Annotated in this window: 18 protein-coding genes; 14 read left to right on the plus strand and 4 right to left on the minus strand. The window is 47.4% G+C overall.

The window, feature by feature from the left end; translation table 11 throughout:
- Positions 1 to 39: 39 nt before the first annotated feature.
- The 6 genes from glyS to H0Z19_RS00870 all read left to right on the plus strand — a co-directional run bounded on the left by glyS (position 40) and on the right by H0Z19_RS00870 (position 5,562).
- Entirely contained in the window at positions 40 to 1,746 is a 1,707-nt protein-coding gene (gene glyS, locus H0Z19_RS00845) for a glycine--tRNA ligase (RefSeq protein ID WP_290722862.1), read from the plus strand.
- A 3-nt stretch (positions 1,747 to 1,749) separates the two neighbouring features.
- Positions 1,750 to 2,640, plus strand: a complete 891-nt coding sequence (gene cofD / locus H0Z19_RS00850; protein ID WP_290722865.1) for a 2-phospho-L-lactate transferase — start codon at positions 1,750 to 1,752, stop codon at positions 2,638 to 2,640.
- A gap of 10 nt (positions 2,641 to 2,650) precedes the next feature.
- Positions 2,651 to 3,505, plus strand: coding sequence for a radical SAM protein (locus H0Z19_RS00855; RefSeq protein ID WP_290722867.1), 855 nt, complete (start codon positions 2,651 to 2,653; stop codon positions 3,503 to 3,505).
- Between the two features lie 29 nt (positions 3,506 to 3,534).
- Complete coding sequence (locus H0Z19_RS00860) at positions 3,535 to 3,990, plus strand: YfcE family phosphodiesterase (RefSeq protein ID WP_290722869.1); 456 nt, start codon at positions 3,535 to 3,537, stop codon at positions 3,988 to 3,990.
- A 36-nt stretch (positions 3,991 to 4,026) separates the two neighbouring features.
- Positions 4,027 to 5,319, plus strand: a complete 1,293-nt coding sequence (aspS, locus tag H0Z19_RS00865; RefSeq protein WP_290722871.1) for an aspartate--tRNA(Asn) ligase — start codon at positions 4,027 to 4,029, stop codon at positions 5,317 to 5,319.
- Between the two features lie 66 nt (positions 5,320 to 5,385).
- On the plus strand, positions 5,386 to 5,562 hold the full coding sequence (locus tag H0Z19_RS00870) for a 4Fe-4S binding protein (protein ID WP_010878423.1): 177 nt from the start codon (positions 5,386 to 5,388) through the stop codon (positions 5,560 to 5,562).
- A 118-nt stretch (positions 5,563 to 5,680) separates the two neighbouring features.
- Here H0Z19_RS00870 and H0Z19_RS00875 read toward each other — a convergent pair whose 3' ends face one another.
- Complete coding sequence (locus tag H0Z19_RS00875) at positions 5,681 to 6,034, minus strand: CGGC domain-containing protein (RefSeq protein ID WP_290722879.1); 354 nt, start codon at positions 6,032 to 6,034, stop codon at positions 5,681 to 5,683.
- Positions 6,035 to 6,293: 259 nt separating this feature from the next.
- On the opposite strand from H0Z19_RS00875, the gene H0Z19_RS00880 reads away from it, so the two are divergent.
- Complete coding sequence (locus H0Z19_RS00880) at positions 6,294 to 6,713, plus strand: PaaI family thioesterase (RefSeq protein ID WP_290722882.1); 420 nt, start codon at positions 6,294 to 6,296, stop codon at positions 6,711 to 6,713.
- Here H0Z19_RS00880 and H0Z19_RS00885 read toward each other — a convergent pair.
- From H0Z19_RS00885 to pyrF, 3 genes are read right to left on the minus strand one after another with little or no spacing between them, the layout of a single operon-like run.
- On the minus strand, positions 6,703 to 7,464 hold the full coding sequence (locus tag H0Z19_RS00885) for a 4-phosphopantoate--beta-alanine ligase (RefSeq protein WP_290722884.1): 762 nt from the start codon (positions 7,462 to 7,464) through the stop codon (positions 6,703 to 6,705). The two genes, H0Z19_RS00880 and H0Z19_RS00885, sit on opposite strands and share 11 nt — an antisense overlap.
- Complete coding sequence (locus H0Z19_RS00890; RefSeq protein ID WP_290722886.1) at positions 7,464 to 8,093, minus strand: HAD family hydrolase; 630 nt, start codon at positions 8,091 to 8,093, stop codon at positions 7,464 to 7,466. Before H0Z19_RS00890 ends, H0Z19_RS00885 begins: the two co-directional genes overlap by 1 nt.
- Complete coding sequence (pyrF, locus tag H0Z19_RS00895; protein WP_290722889.1) at positions 8,035 to 8,664, minus strand: orotidine-5'-phosphate decarboxylase; 630 nt, start codon at positions 8,662 to 8,664, stop codon at positions 8,035 to 8,037. The genes H0Z19_RS00890 and pyrF overlap by 59 nt, the downstream gene beginning before the upstream one ends.
- A gap of 90 nt (positions 8,665 to 8,754) precedes the next feature.
- On the opposite strand from pyrF, the gene glp reads away from it, so the two are divergent.
- From glp to H0Z19_RS00930, 7 genes are read left to right on the plus strand one after another with little or no spacing between them, the layout of a single operon-like run.
- Complete coding sequence (gene glp, locus H0Z19_RS00900; protein WP_290722891.1) at positions 8,755 to 9,999, plus strand: gephyrin-like molybdotransferase Glp; 1,245 nt, start codon at positions 8,755 to 8,757, stop codon at positions 9,997 to 9,999.
- Positions 9,996 to 11,960 (plus strand): molybdopterin biosynthesis protein, encoded by a 1,965-nt coding sequence (locus tag H0Z19_RS00905; protein ID WP_290722893.1) that lies wholly within the window; start codon positions 9,996 to 9,998, stop codon positions 11,958 to 11,960. The genes glp and H0Z19_RS00905 overlap by 4 nt, the downstream gene beginning before the upstream one ends.
- Positions 11,961 to 12,012: 52 nt before the next feature.
- A complete protein-coding gene (locus tag H0Z19_RS00910; protein WP_290722894.1) occupies positions 12,013 to 14,013 on the plus strand; it encodes an acetate--CoA ligase family protein in 2,001 nt (666 codons plus the stop codon).
- A gap of 22 nt (positions 14,014 to 14,035) precedes the next feature.
- Positions 14,036 to 14,908 carry a branched-chain-amino-acid transaminase gene (ilvE, locus tag H0Z19_RS00915; RefSeq protein ID WP_290722895.1) on the plus strand — a complete coding sequence of 291 codons (873 nt, stop codon included), beginning with the start codon at positions 14,036 to 14,038 and terminating at the stop codon, positions 14,906 to 14,908.
- Positions 14,901 to 15,416 carry an ACT domain-containing protein gene (locus tag H0Z19_RS00920; RefSeq protein WP_290722896.1) on the plus strand — a complete coding sequence of 172 codons (516 nt, stop codon included), beginning with the start codon at positions 14,901 to 14,903 and terminating at the stop codon, positions 15,414 to 15,416. The genes ilvE and H0Z19_RS00920 overlap by 8 nt, the downstream gene beginning before the upstream one ends.
- The gene (locus H0Z19_RS00925) at positions 15,413 to 16,393 is read left to right on the plus strand and encodes a homoserine dehydrogenase (RefSeq protein ID WP_290722898.1); all 981 of its coding nucleotides are present in this window, start codon (positions 15,413 to 15,415) and stop codon (positions 16,391 to 16,393) included. Before H0Z19_RS00920 ends, H0Z19_RS00925 begins: the two co-directional genes overlap by 4 nt.
- Positions 16,377 to 17,099 carry an A24 family peptidase C-terminal domain-containing protein gene (locus H0Z19_RS00930; protein ID WP_290722901.1) on the plus strand — a complete coding sequence of 241 codons (723 nt, stop codon included), beginning with the start codon at positions 16,377 to 16,379 and terminating at the stop codon, positions 17,097 to 17,099. Before H0Z19_RS00925 ends, H0Z19_RS00930 begins: the two co-directional genes overlap by 17 nt.
- The last annotated feature ends 44 nt before the right edge of the window (positions 17,100 to 17,143 follow it).

Genomic DNA, 17,143 nt, shown 5'->3' on the forward strand with positions numbered 1-17,143 from the left:
GAAGATAACCTTTTAAGTTGCATTCTGCACTGCATGCACATGAGCGAGATCATGGAGATGCTGATTCGCAGAGGGTATCTCTGGCAGTCTTTTGAGATATACGGAGGAATGGCAGGTTTTATTGATTACGCTCCTCTTGGTAACAACCTGAGAAGAAAGATTGAGAATATCTGGAGAAGGTACTTTGTGATTAACGAAAGAGCTGCGGAAATCGACACTCCAACGATAGGAATAGAGGAGGTCTTCATCGCCTCAGGACACGCTACATCCTTTACCGATGTGGCAATTGAGTGCGAAAGTTGCGGGAGGGTTTACAGAGCAGACCACTACGTCAAGGAGAAGCTCGGAATCGAGGTGGATGAGACGGTTGAGGCGGTTAAAGAGGTTATGGAGGTTTACGACCTGAAGTGTGAGTGTGGTGGGAAGTTCAAAGACCCCGCTCCCATGAACCTGATGTTCTCCACCACCATCGGCCCCGGAAGGGGAAAGAAAGGCTATCTCCGCCCCGAAACGGCTCAGGGGATGTTCGTTGACTTCAAAAGGCTGGCGAACTTCTTCAGGGAGAAGCTTCCATTTGGTGTGGCCCAAATTGGTAGAGCATACAGAAACGAGATCAGTCCAAGACAGGGTGTAATAAGGTTAAGAGAGTTTAATCAGGCGGAGCTGGAGTTTTTCGTTCATCCTGGAGAAAAGAAACATCCGAACTTCAGCCTTTACGCCAACGATGTTGTCAGGCTGGTTGATAAATTTGATAATGAGCATGAAATGAAGCTTGAGGAAGCGGTTGAGAAAGGCATTATAGCAAACCAGATTCTTGCTTACTTCATCGGAAAAACAAGGCGTTTTCTGCTGGAGATTGGCATTAAGGATGAAAAGCTTAGGTTCAGGCAGCACAAGGATGACGAGAGGGCTCACTACGCAACAGACTGCTGGGATGCTGAAGTTTTGACCAGCTACGGGTGGATTGAGATTGTTGGAATTGCAGACAGAACAGACTACGACCTGAAGAGGCACAGCAAGTACAGCGGTGAGGATCTGAGCGTGTTCGTGCCATACGAGGAGCCGGTAAAGGTTAGAAAGAGAAAAATCGTTCCGATTCTGAGCAAACTTGGCCCCGTTTTCAGGCAGAAGGCCAAGAAGGTTGCTGAAGCTCTTGAGTCCCTGAACGTTGAATCGGAGCCGGAAGAGGTTGAGGTAGAGGTTGATGGGGAGAAGATAAAAGTAACAAAGGAGTTCTTTGAAGTTCAGGACGTTGAGGAGGAAGTTGTGGGGGAGAAGGTTATCCCGCACGTTATCGAGCCTTCCTTCGGGCTGGATAGAATCACCTACTCAGTTCTTGAGCATTCATTCGACAAAGATGTTGTCGACGGGGAGGAGAGGAGAGTTCTAAGGCTGAAGAGGTGGGTCAGCCCGATAGAGGTCGCTGTCCTTCCTCTTCTTTCCAGAGAACCTTTCGAGTCAAAGGCGATGGAAATTGTCCAGATTCTCAGAGAAAATGGAATTTTCACAGACTATGACGATTCGGGGAGCATAGGAAGAAGGTACAGGCGATATGACGAAATAGGGACTCCATTCTGCATCACCACCGACCACCAGACATTTGAGGATGACACAGTAACCATAAGAGACAGAGACACCACCTCTCAGGTTAGAGTTAAGGTTTCCAAACTTCCGGAAATACTGAAAGAATTGCTGAGGAGTGAGAGGGATATAACAGAGTTCGGAGAAGTCTTCAGGCAGGTGTAAACTTTGCTCGTCCTCTCAGGAGGGACTGGGACACCAAAACTCCTTCAAGGACTAAAGGAGGTAGCAGACTTCTGGGTTGTTGTAAACACAGCCGAGGATGTCTGGGTGTCTGGAAACAAAATCTGTCCCGACATCGACTCCGTCATCTACGCTCTTGCTGAAGTTATCGACGATGAGAAGTGGTGGGGGATAAAAGGAGATACCTTCTACACTCATCAAAGGCTGAAGACTCTTGGCTTCGATGAGGGAATGATGATTGGTGACTTGGACAGGGCAACGCATATTCTGCGAAGCGAGGTTCTGAGGGCCGGAAAATCGCTTTGTGATGCCACGAAGACTGTTGCGAATGCTTACGGAGTAAGGCATGAGATATTTCCGATGTGTGAAGAGGAGATTTCGACCATCGTTGTTACCGATGAAGGGGAGATGCACTTTCAGGAGTTCTGGGTGGTCAGGAAAGGGGAGCCGGAGGTTAAAGACGTTTACTTCAAAGGCATTGAAAGGGCAAAAATCCCGGAGGAGGTTAAGAAGAGGCTGGAAAAGGAGAATGAGGTTCTTATCGGTCCGAGCAATCCAATCACGAGCATTATGCCGATTTTGAGCATTGAGGACTTCAGAGAGAGATTGAGAGATAAGAGGGCCATTGCCATCTCGCCTATAATCGGAAAAGCTCCGGTAAGCGGTCCTGCAGGGAAACTGATGAGGGCGAAGGGCTACGAAGTATCGCCAAAAGGTGTGGCGGACGTTTACGCGGACTTTCTCGACCTTCTTGTGGTTGATGAAGCGGATGAGGGTGTGATCGAGAAAAGTGTCGCAACAAACACGATAATGAAAAGCAAAGAAGACGCGATAAGACTTGGAGAATTTGTGGTCAGGCTTTTTGACAGATTATGACTGATAGACTATGACTCTGATAAACGCTGCAAAAATCAGAAAGTTTTTGGAAAACCTTCCGTATCCGGCACACTGTATTCACTGCCAAGGTATTGACGAGAAGGCTGAGAATCCTGTCCACCATCCGAGTTACGAAGTCACCCCCTCCTGCAATCTGAGGTGCATTTTCTGCTACTCAAGGATTGCGGAATTGAAGGGTGCAGCACCAAAACCCGGCTACTACGGCTCGCTGAATCCAAAAGCGATCACGATCTCCCAGTACGGCGAGCCATTCGTTGTCGGGACTGAAAGAGTTGTTAAAATCATCAGGAAGCTGAGGGAAAGGTTTGGAGAGGTGAGGATTGACATCCAGACAAATGGGACCCTCCTCGATCCCGAAATTCTTGGAAATGAGGCGGACATAGTGATGATCAGTCTCGACGCGGGAAGCAGGGAGAGCTATGTGGAGATCGCGGGCAGAGACTACTTCAAAAAAGTTGTTGAGAATATAAGGAGAATGTCAGAGCAAACTTACACCGCTGTCAGAACAGTTTTCATGCCCGGTGTTAACGACTACGAGCTTGAGAGGATTGCGGAGATTGCCTCAATTGCTGAAGAGCTTTTCCTTCAACCAATCTCAATCTACAGGGAGAACACCGAGCTTATGAGAAGGCTTGACGTTGAAAGGGCTGAGAGCCTTGGAGAGTACATCAAAACTGCATATAGGCTTTCAGAAATTGCAGAAGTCAGAATACCGGGATGTCTGCTCCTGAACATGCGCTGGTTTTTGAAAGAATACGATGTAGGAGATCTTCTGCTCGTCAGAAGGGATGCTTTCGGAAGCATGCCGATAATGCAGAGAGACTGGCAGTTCAGCTTCGATTAAACTTATTTTCCCTCAACCATACTTACGTTATGAGGTTCGCTGCTGTAAGCGATACGCATGACAACCTGACTGCCGTAAGGGAACTTATTGAAGCTTTGAAGAGGGAGAAGCTGGACTTTGTTGTGCACGCGGGTGATGTAATCGCTCCATTCTCCCTGAAAGAGTTCGAGAAGCTCGGAGTGAAGCTGTACGTTGCCTTCGGGAACAACGATGGAGAGAGAAAAATTCTAACGGAGATAGCAAATCGAAACGGGTGGGAGATCGGAGATGTTGTTGAATTTCCTGGTGGTGTTGTTTACCACGGCACGGACAGCAGAATACTGGAGATACTGAAAAAGCTCGACACACTCGTCGTTTTTGGGCACACTCATGAAGTCCTGAAGTCTGAAAACCTCCTGAATCCGGGAGAGGTCTGCGGGTACCTTACGGGAAGGAGAACGTATGCCATAATCGAGGATGGTGAAATCAGCATAGTGGAGCTTTAGGGCTAAAGTTAAAAAACTGCCAATTGGTGTTAGTCCATGCGAGTTTACACTGCTGACATAAAGCCCGAAATGGAAGGTCAGAAGGTCAAGCTGTACGGATGGGTTCACGAAGTTCGCGATCTTGGTGGATTGGTGTTTATACTGCTCAGGGATAGAGAGGGCATCGTTCAGATTACATTACCAAGAAAGTTCGTAAGCAAGCAGGTTTTCAAGCTTGCCAAGAAGATTAGGAGAGAGAGCATTATCGCAGTGTTTGGAGAAGTCAGAAGAGAGGAGAAAGCTCCGGGAGGAGTTGAGATAATTCCCGAATCCATAGAGGTTCTCAACGAGGCTGATGCACCTCTACCGCTTGAGGTCACCGAGAAGGTTCCGGCAGAGCTTGACACACGCCTTGACCACCGCTTCATGGACTTGAGGAGGCCCAGAGTACAGGCGATTTTCCGAATAAGGCATCAGGTGTTGCAGACTGTCAGAGAATTCCTGTCTAAAGAAGGTTTCATAGAAGTTCACACGCCAAAAATCGTATCAACAGCAACAGAAGGAGGCACAGACCTTTTTCCAATCAGCTACTTCGAGAAAGAGGCTTTCCTCAACCAGAGTCCCCAGCTTTACAAGCAGGTTCTTATGGCCGCGGGTTTTGAGAAAGTATTTGAGATAGGGCCCATATTCAGGGCGGAGGAGCACAACACTACTCGCCATCTCAACGAGGCAATATCCATCGACATTGAGATGAGCTTTACCGACCACAACGGTGTAATGGATATTCTGGAGAGGCTCGTTCACAAGGTCTATGTTGACGTTGCTGAAAAATGCGAGCGTTACTTGAACTGGCTTGAAATAAGTCTTGAAATTCCCGAACTGCCCTTCCAGAGGATAACGTACGATGAGGCGAGAGAAATTGCCGCAAGGAAAGGCGAAGAGATTCCGTGGGGTGAGGACTTGAGCACCAACGCGTTAAAGTTCATCGGAGAGGAGATCGGAGGGCTGTACTTCATCACCGACTGGCCCACAGAGTCGAAGCCATTCTACGCCATGCCCTACGAGGACAGACCTGAAATCAGCAAGAGCTTCGATTTGATGCACGACTGGCTTGAGCTTTCGAGCGGGGCGCAGAGAATTCACCTTTACGACATGCTGGTGGAGAGTATGAAGTCCAAGGGATTGGAACCTGAGAGCTTCGGTTTCTATTTAGAGGCTTTCCGCTACGGCATGCCACCCCACGCCGGCTGGGGACTTGGGGCAGAAAGGCTAATCATGTCGATGCTCGGCCTGAAAAATGTGAGGGAGGCGGTTCTGTTTCCGAGGGACAGGCACAGGCTCGTTCCGTAATTGCAGAATTGAACAAATTTCTCAAAACCTCTTTGACTTTATTTTTCGAACAATTTACCAAATTTTATGCCCGCGGTGATTGATGCTGCAAGATGTGATGGGTGTGGACTTTGCATTCCAGAATGCAAGGGAAATGCCATCCACCTCAACGGAAGCAAGGCCTACGTCGATGAGGATGCCTGCATGGAGTGCGGAGCTTGTGTTAGAGCCTGCCCGAACAACGCAATCAGCGTGGAGTGGTAAGGGCACGATAAGATTGATACTAGATGCAAAGACTTTAGACACAACAAAAAAACGCTTACTCTAACTTAGGAAGATTAAAGGGAAAATACATCAAAAAATTAAAAAGAGCTTGATCAAACTACCATGGGTGAGTTCCAACAACGACCTGCTTGCCAAAAGTTTTTTCAATCATTTCTTTGATCTTGTTTACGTCGCCGTAAGGACAGTTGCCTTTCTCGTTCGCGACTACGATGCATTTACCTATGAACACTGTATCGTAGTCATCCAACCCCTCTATCCATTTGTTGAACAGCTTTATCTTAGGAACGATGTAGCCGGGACAGCCGCCACAGCCGACCAAGCCCACAATATCGACCTTGTCGAACTTCTCGAACTCGCCCTTACCCTCTCTTGCTGCTGTGAAGCACCTCTGGCAGCCGATGCAATACCTGTCCCTACAGTTATCGCAGCACAGAATAATAGCCTTCACCATTCCGACCACCTCGATAACAAATTTTTGCAATATTACAAAACTTTTTCTACTTATTTCGATTAAAATTTAATTATTAAATCTTAAGGAAGTTCTCGAAATCATTTCAGGTAAGAATTGCTACTCTTGCAACCGTGAGGGGTAAACTGAGAGAATATCCAAATATGATCAAAATCTAAGCCTGAGGGCAACAACGAGTTGTTAGGTTGAAGGACATTCGAAGCCTGAAAAACTTATTAAATTTCAATCCCTATAAAATTTTATGGAAGAGTATGAGGAAATTCTCAGCATTGTCGGTTCTGCCCCGTGGTACAGGCTTACTGGCATGATCCCGAAGTTGCATGGAGATAGAGTCGTTGTGGAGATGGAAATTGACAAAAGCAAGCACATTCAGGCTCTCGGCACAGCTCACGGAGGAGCGATTGCCAGCGTTCTCGATTCTGCCATTGGTCTCAACGTCAACAGAGAGGTTGTTAAGAGGGGGAAAACTGCAGTAACAGCACAGCTAAACATCCACTACATTCGGCCAGTTACAGAAGGCAAGATTGTGGGCGTGGGAATGCCGGTGCACATAGGCTCTAAGGTCACGGTTGGTTACGGAGAGGTGAGAAACGAGGATGGAGAGCTTGTTGCTACGGGAACCGCAACCTTCTACATAATCGAGAGGAAGTTTAAGGATTGAGCAGCTCTCCCTTTACCTTCTTCAAATATTCCACAATTCCGTCTACAGCCTCCGCAAGTATCTTGGAGTTGTCGTACTTCTCGACAATTTCCCTCAGCCTCTCCTTTTCCCAGTCCCTCATCTCTTCAGCAATCTCAACCATTTTCGGGAAGGCTCTGATGATGTTGTCAACAATCGTGATGTCAGCCATTCTGGCAGTTCTGGAGAGGGGATTTAAGTCGACAGCTATCACCTTCTTTCCGTGCTTCTTCAGAATCTCACACCTGTCCCCATCCTCCAATGGCACGAGGACAACATCAGCAATAAGTATTCCTCTGCTGTCAACTATTCTTCTCGCCGATTCAAGGCCTTCAAGCTCTGCATCGCCTGCGGCAAGCACTTCAATCCCATACCTCTCAAGATAGTTCTTGATTTTCTCGACCCTCTCGGGAGTGTGGTGGAAAACATTGATTTCCACTTTTGCATTTACGAACTCTGCAAGCCTCTTTGTTTCTTCTGGCACCAGAACTGCCGTGTTACCATTTACGGAGATAACAGGATGCTTTGCAAGGAGCATTAAAGCCACCGCAGCTCTCTCAGCCTTCAAAGCGAAATCTCTGGTCATTTCGCCGAGGATATAGTCAAAAGCCTCCCCTCTACCGTGAGCTATCAGTCCCTGCATTGCAGTAACCCCTAATTTTACCCCTTCAACCAGCTTTTCCCTCGTTACCAAGGATGCGTACCTTGGATGGCTCTTCGGAATCTTCTTCATCACCTCACCTCAAGGAAGTCTGCAAGCTCTTTCAGGGATTCAAAAACGTAATCTGCATGCTGGATAAAAGACTTTGCCATCTCCTTGTTTCTCTCTGTCAATATTAAGGCGGCTTTTGCTCCGGCAGCTTTTCCAGAGAGGATGTCAAAGAGAAAGTCCCCAACCATAAGGGCCCTTGAAGGTTTAACATCGAACATCTTCAACGCCAGAATGAGCGGTTCTGGAGAGGGTTTTGGCTTTGCATCTTCTCTTCCAATGATAAAGTCAAAGTTGAATCCAAGCCTTTCAGCCACTATCTCAGCACTCCTTCTGCTGTTTCTCGTAATAACGCCCTTTATGACATCAAGCCCGTTAACAAGCTCTACAGCGTAATAAGCAGGTCTAGCTTCCATCGCGCACTTCAACTCATAACTCTCAAGAATTCTGAACATTTCCTGTCTTCTCTGCATATCGCTCTCTTCCATTATTGACTCAAGAATAAACCGTCCCTTAATCCCAAGTTCTCTCCTTATCTCGTCGAAGGGTATGTTAAGCTCGATAAGTGTGCCGTCTAAATCAAAGGCAACAAGCTCAAATTTCGAGGAGTTGTCTGAACTTTCTGGCTTCTTCTGCTGGATTTCTTGAATCATAAATACCCCTCCCGACTATAATTCCATCAGCATACTTTACAGCCTCCAGACTACCCTTCTGAGCACCTATTCCGGGACAGAGGATTTCCATGTCGCCAGCAACTCTCCTTATTTCCTTCAGCCTCTCAATTCTCGTTGATGGAGCTATAAGTCCGCTGCATCCAATTTCTCTAGCCTTCTCAGCGATTTTTAGCGAGACTGCACTCATGAACTCCTCCCCTCCGGGACTGCTGAGTTCTGTCACAACGTAAACCTTCCCCCCATACTCCGCTGCAACTCTGCAGACTTCTTTAAGCGTATCGCTGCCAACAAATCCGTGTGCAATCACCGACTCTGCAGAGTTCTCAAAGGCGATTTTCGCTATCAGAGAACTCGTGTATGGGATGTCGGCAATCTTGAAATCTGCTATAACGGGTTTAATTTTAGAGAGCTTTTTTATCACCTTTATACCAGCCGAGAGAACAAGGGGATAGTTGACCTTTATTCTGTCAACATACTCCTCAACATTTCTCGCTATTTCAAGGGCTTTTTCTTCATCGAGAACGTCAAGAGCCAGTATCAGCTGTTTCATCGGGAAATGTTGAATGTGGGTAAAAATTACTTTTCCTTCCAAAAGCAATCCTGAGCAACAACTTTATACCGTTCTGCACGACCATGCATAATGGTTAGGGAGAAGGGTTTCTGGAAGAGGGAGAGGGTTGATGAGGCTCTCAACAGGTTGCTTGGGAAGATTAAGGTCCTTGGTACCGAACATGTTAACGTTTACAACCTCAACGGCCGTGTTTTGGCCGAAGACATTGTTGCAGGTTTCGATATTCCACGATTTGACAGGGCGGCGATGGATGGCTATGCTGTAAGGGCTGAGGACACGTTTGGTGCTTCTGTCAACAATCCAATCATGCTCGAGCTTGCCGGCAGTGTGGAGATTGGAGAGACGCCTGAGGTAGAAGTGGAGCCGGGAAAAGCTGTCAGGATAATGACCGGAGCGATGATGCCTAAGGGTGCAAATGCGGTAGTTATGCTTGAGCACACGAGGATAAATGGCAACTTGATTGAAGTCTTGAAGGCCGTGACACCAATGAAAAACGTTTCGAGGAGGGGGGAGGACATAAAAGAGGGAGAGGTTGTCCTGAGAAAGGGGGAGATTCTCCAGCCTCAGGATGCCGGGGTGATTGCATCCCTTGGAATAGACAAAGTCAAGGTTTACCGGAAACCAAAAGTGGCCGTTATCACCACCGGAAACGAGCTTGTGGAGGTTGGTGAAGCAATTGAAGGAGCAAAAATATACAACTCCAACAATCCGATGATATGCAACGCCCTCCTTGAATTTGGGTTTGAAGCGATTTCGCTGGGAATTGCGAGAGACTCCATTGAAGATATACGGAATAAGGTTAGTGAAGCGCTAAAGTTTGATGCAGTTGTGATAACAGGGGGAACCTCTGTCGGCTCCAAGGACCTCGTTCCTGAAGTTATTGAAGAAATTGGAGAGATAGTATTTCACGGCGTTTCGATGAAGCCCGGAATGCCAACTGCAGCCGGTGTTGTTGATGGAAAGCCAGTTTTTATGCTCCCAGGCTCGCCGGCGGCAGCTCTGCTTGGATTTTACACCTTTGCTGTTCCTGCTATCTACAGGATGATGAATGTGAAAATTGTTGCGAGGAAATGGAGCAGGCAAAGAGGAATTCTGCAGGGAAGGGTTCCGTCGGAGACTGGGGTTAGAGGGAACGTCAGGGTTCACTGGCAAGATGGGAAAGTTTACCCGGTAAGGATTTCGGGGTCGGGGGTTCTCAGCTCCTTCGTCAGGGCGAATGCCTTGCTTGTAGTGCCCGAGGAGAGAGAAGGCTACGAGGAGGGTGAGGAGGTAGAGGTTACGCTTTTGAGGGATGTAACAGAGGTGTTCGAATGAGGAAGGTTTTCAGAGATGTTGTAACGATTGACGAAGCCCGGAATCTGCTTTTCAACTATTTCACTCCCAAAAGAACTGTTGAGACTGTCCCGCTTTACCTTGCCGTAAATAGAGTTCTGGCAAAGGATGTTTACGCCCTCACCGACGTCCCACCTTTCGACAGGGCAACAATGGACGGCTACGCTGTCAGGGCTGAGGACACTTTTACCGCCGAGGAGGACAATCCGGTCATTTTGAAAGTCACAGGAGTGATTGAGGCCGGAAAAAAGCCAGAAATTGAGGTTAATAGAGGAGAGGCTGCTGAAATAGCCACAGGAGCCATGATGCCGAAGGGTGCAAACGCTGTGGTAATGGTAGAGTACACGAGGAAAAGAGGAGATGAAATTGAAGTATTCAAGCCAGTCTCTCCGGGAGAGAACGTGATGTACGCGGGAAGCGACATAATGGCGGGAGAGTTAATAGCCAGAGAGGGATCAAGGCTGACTCACAGAGAAATCGGTGTTATGGCTGCATGCGGAATAAAAGAGGTTGAGGTGTACAGGAAGCCAAGAGTTGCAATAATCTCAACAGGAAATGAGCTGATTAGTCCGGGAGAAAAACTCGTGGAGGGTAAAATATACGACGTCAACTCCTACAGCCTAACTGCAGCAGTTGAGGAGAATGGCGGGGAAGCGATTTTAATTGGCATTGCGAGAGATGATGAAGCGGAGATGCGCAGACTTATTGATAAAGCTCTTAAAGATGCTGACATCGTTATTACGAGCGGAAGCACCTCTGCAGGAGCCGGAGACGTGATGTACCGCATTCTGGATGAATTCAATCCGGGTGTCATAGTTCACGGCATCGCCATAAAGCCCGGAAAACCAGCTATTATAGCTGTGAGCGATTCAAAACCAATTTTCGGGTTGCCGGGATATCCCACCTCCGCCATGACAGTTTTCGAAGTTATAGTAGCGCCGATAATAAGGGAAATGGCCGGAATTTCGGAAAGTGAGGTGGCAAGGCTAAAAGCAAAGCTGGCTTTGAAGGTTTTCTCGGCAGAGGGGAGGAGAGAGTATCTTCCAGTAAACGTTGTGGAGGGTGTCGAGGGTTACTCAGCCTATCCTGTGAGCGGCTCATACAGCGGAGCCGTTACCTCCTTTGCCTTCACAGATGGCTTTGTTGAAATTCCCGAGAACGTTGTCATGCTCGAAGAGGGGGAAGAGATTGAAGTTAAGCTCTTCAGCCATCTCAGACCTGCGGATTTGATGATAATAGGAAGCCACTGCGTTGGTGTGGACATTCTTCTGTCAATTCTGCGGGAAAAGAGGCCATACATGAGCAAGGTTATAAACGTCGGTTCCACAGGCGGGATTCTTGCCGTAAAGAGGGGTGAGGCTGATATTGCCGGCACCCACCTGCTTGACGAGAGCGGAGTTTATAACGAGCCGATTGTGAGAAAATACGGGCTAAGGAATGTGTTGCTGGTTAAAGGTTACTTGAGGGAGCAGGGTTTGATAGTTGCAAATGGGAATCCCAAGAGAATTAGAGGCTTTGAAGACCTGCTGAGAGGGGATGTGACCTTCATCAACCGCAACCGGGGCAGTGGGACGAGGATTTTAACGGATATGTATCTCAGGGAGGTTGCCGAAAAGAGAGGTGTGAGTTTTCAGGAACTCACTGCTTCAATCAAGGGCTATACAGTTGAGGCAAAAACCCACACTTCCGTTGCGGTTTCGGTGGCAAGCGGGAAGGCTGATGTAGGGGTGGGGATAAAGAGTGTCACGGTGAACTATGGCCTGGATTTCATACCACTGAGAAGTGAGGAGTACGATTTCCTGATAAGGAAAGACAGGATGGAAAAGGAAGCTGTGAGGGATTTTCTGGAGTGTTTAACTTCGGAGGAGTTTGCCAGCAGGCTTCAGAAAGTTGAGGGTTTGAAAGTCTATGAGAGGACTGGGGAAGTGGTGGAAATCGACTGAACATTAATCCAAAATCAAAAAGCATTTTAAATCTCCTTCCCACTCAGCCTTCATGCTACTCCTCGAACACGAATCCAAAGCTCTGCTTGAGAAATACGGCATAAAAACAGCAGCATGCACCTTCTGCGAGACGGAAGAGCAAGCCATTAGGGCAGCAAAGCAAATAGGCTTCCCGGTTGTGATGAAGGTTGCTGGGAGAGAGATAGTCCACAAGAGTGATGTCGGTGGAGTTATTCTGAACATCAACTCTGAAGAAGAAGTAAAAAAGGCTTTCCAGGCTTTGATGTCCATACCAAAGGCTGAAGGAGTCAATGTGCAGCCTCAGGTCGAGAAGGGGATTGAGGTCATAGTTGGTGTTGCTGAGAACGAGCAGTTCGGAAGCGTTGTCATGTTTGGCTTGGGTGGTGTTTTTGTTGAAGTTCTGAAGGATGTTAGCTTCAGGTTGTTGCCTTTAACGAGAAGGGATGCCGAGGAGATGGTGAGGGAGGTTAAGGGGTATAAGCTGCTTGAAGGCTACAGAGGGATGAAGGGTGATGTTGGGGCTGTTGTTGATCTGCTTTTAAAGCTAAATGAAATTGTTGAGAAAGAAAGTATAGTGGAGATGGATTTGAATCCCGTTTTTGTCTATGAGAAAGGACTGGTTGTTGCTGATGCCAGGATTGTTGTTGGGGAAAGGAAGAGGTTCGATATGGAAATTGGGGATATAGACTTCTTCTTCAATGCAGAGAGTGTGGCGGTTGTTGGTGCTTCGACAAATCCAATTAAGGTCGGAAACTCTGTCTTGAAGAGCCTGATGTCAAACGAGAATCTGAGGATTTACCCCATAAACCCGAAAGCGAACGAAATTCTTGGGCTGAAAACTTATCCCTCCATAAAATCCCTTCCCGAAGTCCCGGATATTGCGATTATAACTGTCCCTGCCGATTACGTTGTTGATGCTGTCAGAGAGGCTGCTGAAATTGGAGTGAGGGGAGTTGTGATAATCTCGTCCGGATTTAAGGAGGCCGAAGTTGAGGAAGGAAAGCTCAGGGAAGAAGAGCTGAGGAAAATCGTCAGAGAATACGGAATAAGGATAATAGGGCCAAACACCTTCGGCATAGTCAGTGTAATCAACGGCTTAAATGCCAGCTTCACACCGATGTTCAGCGAGGTGAAGAAGGGCAGAATAGCGCTGGTTTCGCAGAGCGGCGGGATATGCCACTACACTGTTCATCAATTCAGGGATTTAGGGTTCAGCCATATCCTGCATCTTGGAAACAGGTGCGATGTCGATTTTCCAGACGCGCTGAGGTTTTTAGCCAATGACGAGAATACCGATGTCGTCGCACTCTACATCGAAGGCACTGAAAACGGAAGAGGAATCTTTGAAGAGCTAAAAGAGCTCTGCAAGAGGAAAAAGGTTGTGGTGATGAAGTCTGGAAGGAGCAGTGTTGCTGACAAGGCATCGGTGAGCCACACGGGAAGCATGGCGGGGGATTACAGAGTCTTTGCCTCAGCCATGAGGCAGGCTGGGGCGGTTGTTGTGGAAACTCCAACGGAACTGATGGACTCAGCTATGGCAATGGCAAAATTTGAGGAGGTAAAAGGTGGAGTTGCAGTGCTGACAATACAGGCCGGCCTTGGAATCGTTGCTGCCGACATCATCGAGACCTCTGGCGGTAGGCTGGCAAAATTTGGAGATGAGACTGTGAGGAAGCTGAAAAGCCTGCTACCCCCGATAACTCTCAGAGAGAACCCCGTGGATATGTCGTTCAGCGGTCTCGACCTTCATGTTTTTGCTGAAGTTATAGATACAGTCTGCCAGGATGAAGATACCGGAATGGTAATGTTCCTTTACGCTGTCGCACCACCAAGCTGGGTTTTACCGGCTGAGGTAATCTCGCAGATAATGGGCAGAATGACCAAGCCGTCCATTCTTGTCTATTCATCAACTCCAGAGAACTACGCAGAAATCAAGGAAGTATTAAAGGACTCTGAAACTCTGATATTCGACTCAGTAGAGAGGGCTGCAAGAGTTGCCGCAATTCTGTCAGACAAACGAAACTATTTTTAATTTCACCCTGCATTTCAGGTTGATGTTGCTGGTTTATATTGACGGTGAGTTCGTCCCGGAAAATGAAGCGAAGATAAGCATCTTTGACCACGGCTTTCTTTACGGAGATGGAGTTTTTGAGGGGATAAGAGCTTACAACGGAAGAGTTTTTCGGCTAAAAGAGCACATAGACCGCCTTTACGACTCCGCCAAAGCCATCGATCTTGAGATACCTCTCACCAAGGAGGAGTTCATGGAGATAATTCTTGAAACGCTGAGAAAAAACAACCTCAGAGATGCATATATCAGGCCGATTGTTACAAGAGGGGTTGGTGACCTTGGCCTCGATCCGAGAAAATGTCAGAAGCCCTCGATAATAGTCATAACAAAGCCATGGGGTAAGCTCTACGGAGACCTCTACGAGAGGGGCTTAACGGCAGTCACTGTTGGAGTGAGAAGGAACTCTTTTGATGCACTTCCGCCAAATATAAAGTCTCTCAACTACCTCAACAACATTCTGGCAAAGATTGAAGCGAATGCAAAAGGAGGAGATGAGGCTATCTTCCTTGACAGAAATGGCTACGTTTCAGAGGGGAGCGGGGATAACATTTTTGTGGTTAAAAATGGGGCAATTACCACACCACCAACAATAAACAACCTCAGAGGAATTACGAGAGAGGCTGTGATAGAAATAATAAACAAACTCGGAATCCCGTTCAGGGAGACAAACATCGGTCTCTACGACCTCTACACGGCAGACGAGGTTTTTGTCACCGGCACTGCTGCTGAAATCGCACCAATTGTAGTTATTGATGGCAGAAAAATCGGTGATGGTAAGCCGGGAGAGATAACGAGAAAGCTTATGGAAGAGTTCAAAAAGCTCACTGAAAACGAGGGCACCCCAATCTATGAGTGAAGTTCTGATTACACTAATCGTAGAGCTTGAGGACAGGCCGGGTCAGTTGCTAAAAGTTCTGCAGCCAATTTCGGCACTTGGAGGAAACATTGTTGGAATTATCCACCAGAGAGGGAAAAAGACACCTCTGAACAGACTGCCAGTCGAAATTTCGTTTAAAATAGATAGCAGCAAGGTGGAAAACCTTATAAAAGAGCTGAAATCGCTTGGAATAATTATAAGGAGCTTCAATGAGGTGAAGCTTACTGCAACTACATCAGTTCTTCTAATAGGTCATCTCATCCACACGGACATCAGTGACACAATAAGCAGCATTGACACTGATGGCGAAGCGGAGTGTGTGGAGATGCATGTCAGCATGCCAGAGATTTCCGGTCCTTCGACTGCAATAATAACCATCTCAGCTTCAGGGAAGGAGAAGCTCAAAGAGGCTTTAGAAAAGCTGCGGGAAGTTTGCAGAAGAAAGGAAATAACGATAATCGAGCCGGTTAACGAGGAGCTAATATGATTAAAATCGCCATCATCGGGTTCGGAACAGTTGGACAGGGATTTGCTGAACTTTTGGTCAGGAAAAGGGACGAGATCGAGAAAGCCATTGGGGAATTCAAGGTTACCGCAATTGCAGACTCCAAAAGCTCGATAAGCGGTGAATTCAGCCTTTCTGACACCATTAAAATGAAAAGGGAGACTGGAAGGCTCAGAGATGATGTCAGCGCTATGGAGATTGTAAGAAATGCTGAATACGACGTTTTGGTTGAGGCCAGCGTGACTAAAATTGGGGGTGGAGATGCAGTTGAATACATCACGGAAGCCCTCAGGAGAGGGAAGCATGTAATTACGTCAAACAAGGGGCCAATTGTTGCCGATTTTGATGGTTTAATGAAGCTTGCAGAGAAGAACGGAGTAAAGCTCATGTATGAAGCCACTGTCGGAGGGGCGATGCCGGTTGTAAAGCTGGCAAAGAAGTACCTCGCATTTTGCGAAATTGAGAGTGTGAAGGGGATCTTCAACGGCACCTGCAATTACATACTATCAAGAATGGAAGAGGAAAGGCTCCCTTACGAGCAGATTCTCAAGGAAGCTCAGGAGCTTGGGTACGCTGAGGCTGACCCAACATACGACGTCGAGGGGATTGATGCCGCACTTAAGCTCGTAATAATCGCTAACACAATCGGTGTGAGTGCAAGGTATGAGGATGTTGAGGTGACGGGAATAACGCAGATAACCCCCGAAGCTTTTCAGGTTGCTGCTGAGAAAGGCTACACCATAAGGCTCATCGCAGAGGTTAGCAGGGAAAAGCTGAAAGTATCTCCGCGGCTTGTTCCACTGCACCATCCTCTCTCAATCAGGGGGGCGATGAATGCAGCCATGTTCAAAACGGATACTGCAGGAAACATCTTCGTCGCTGGCAGGGGAGCGGGAAAGGAGGAGACGGCATCAGCCATGCTGTCTGACTTTTACGAGATTTATGCTGGATCTCATTAAGTTTTTAATAGTCCTTGGATTTTTGTTATACGCCTGCAAGCTCGACTTGGAGAGCAGAATAATCCCAAATCGAGTATGGAAGTACATGCTGCTCGTCTCACTCCCCATAACAGGATATCAGCTCGTTACAAGTGATTATTTGATGATACACTATATGGTGGCCGGATTTTTCGTTCTGATGGTTATCGCTCTCTCCTATGCCCTCTACCTTATCGGAGCTTACGGAGGGGCTGATGCAAAAGCGATAATGTGCCTCGCCGTAATCTTCCCGTTTTATCCAACCTTCAACGGCTTCCCTATGCTCAACCAGGGATTTTCTTTCGCCTTCTCAACGCTCGCCAACTCTGTAATAGCCGCTCCACTGCTCCTGATTTTTATGTTTTTCCGCAACCTGGTGAGAGAGGGTTGGAGAGGGCTGAGAGGGAACGTTCTCTATTATTTCACAGGTTACAGGGCTGACGTAAAAAACCTGCCGAAGTTCCACAACCTGCTCGAATTCGTAGACGAGAATGGAGAGTTCAAGCGTGTCAGGAGGGCTGTTGAGCCGGATGAGAGGATGCTTGAAAGACTGAGAAAGAGTGGTGTGGAGAAGGTCTGGGTCACTCCCGCATTACCATTCTTAATATTCATCACCGCAGGATATATCGTTGCATTTATTTTCGGGGATTTACTGTATCTGCCAATCTCCACCATTTTAAGCTGGTGAAAGGTTTATATATCCTCCTAATGGATTTAACGAAAAACCAGAAA

The organism is Archaeoglobus sp. (assembly GCF_017656475.1).
Lineage (GTDB): Archaea > Halobacteriota > Archaeoglobi > Archaeoglobales > Archaeoglobaceae > Archaeoglobus.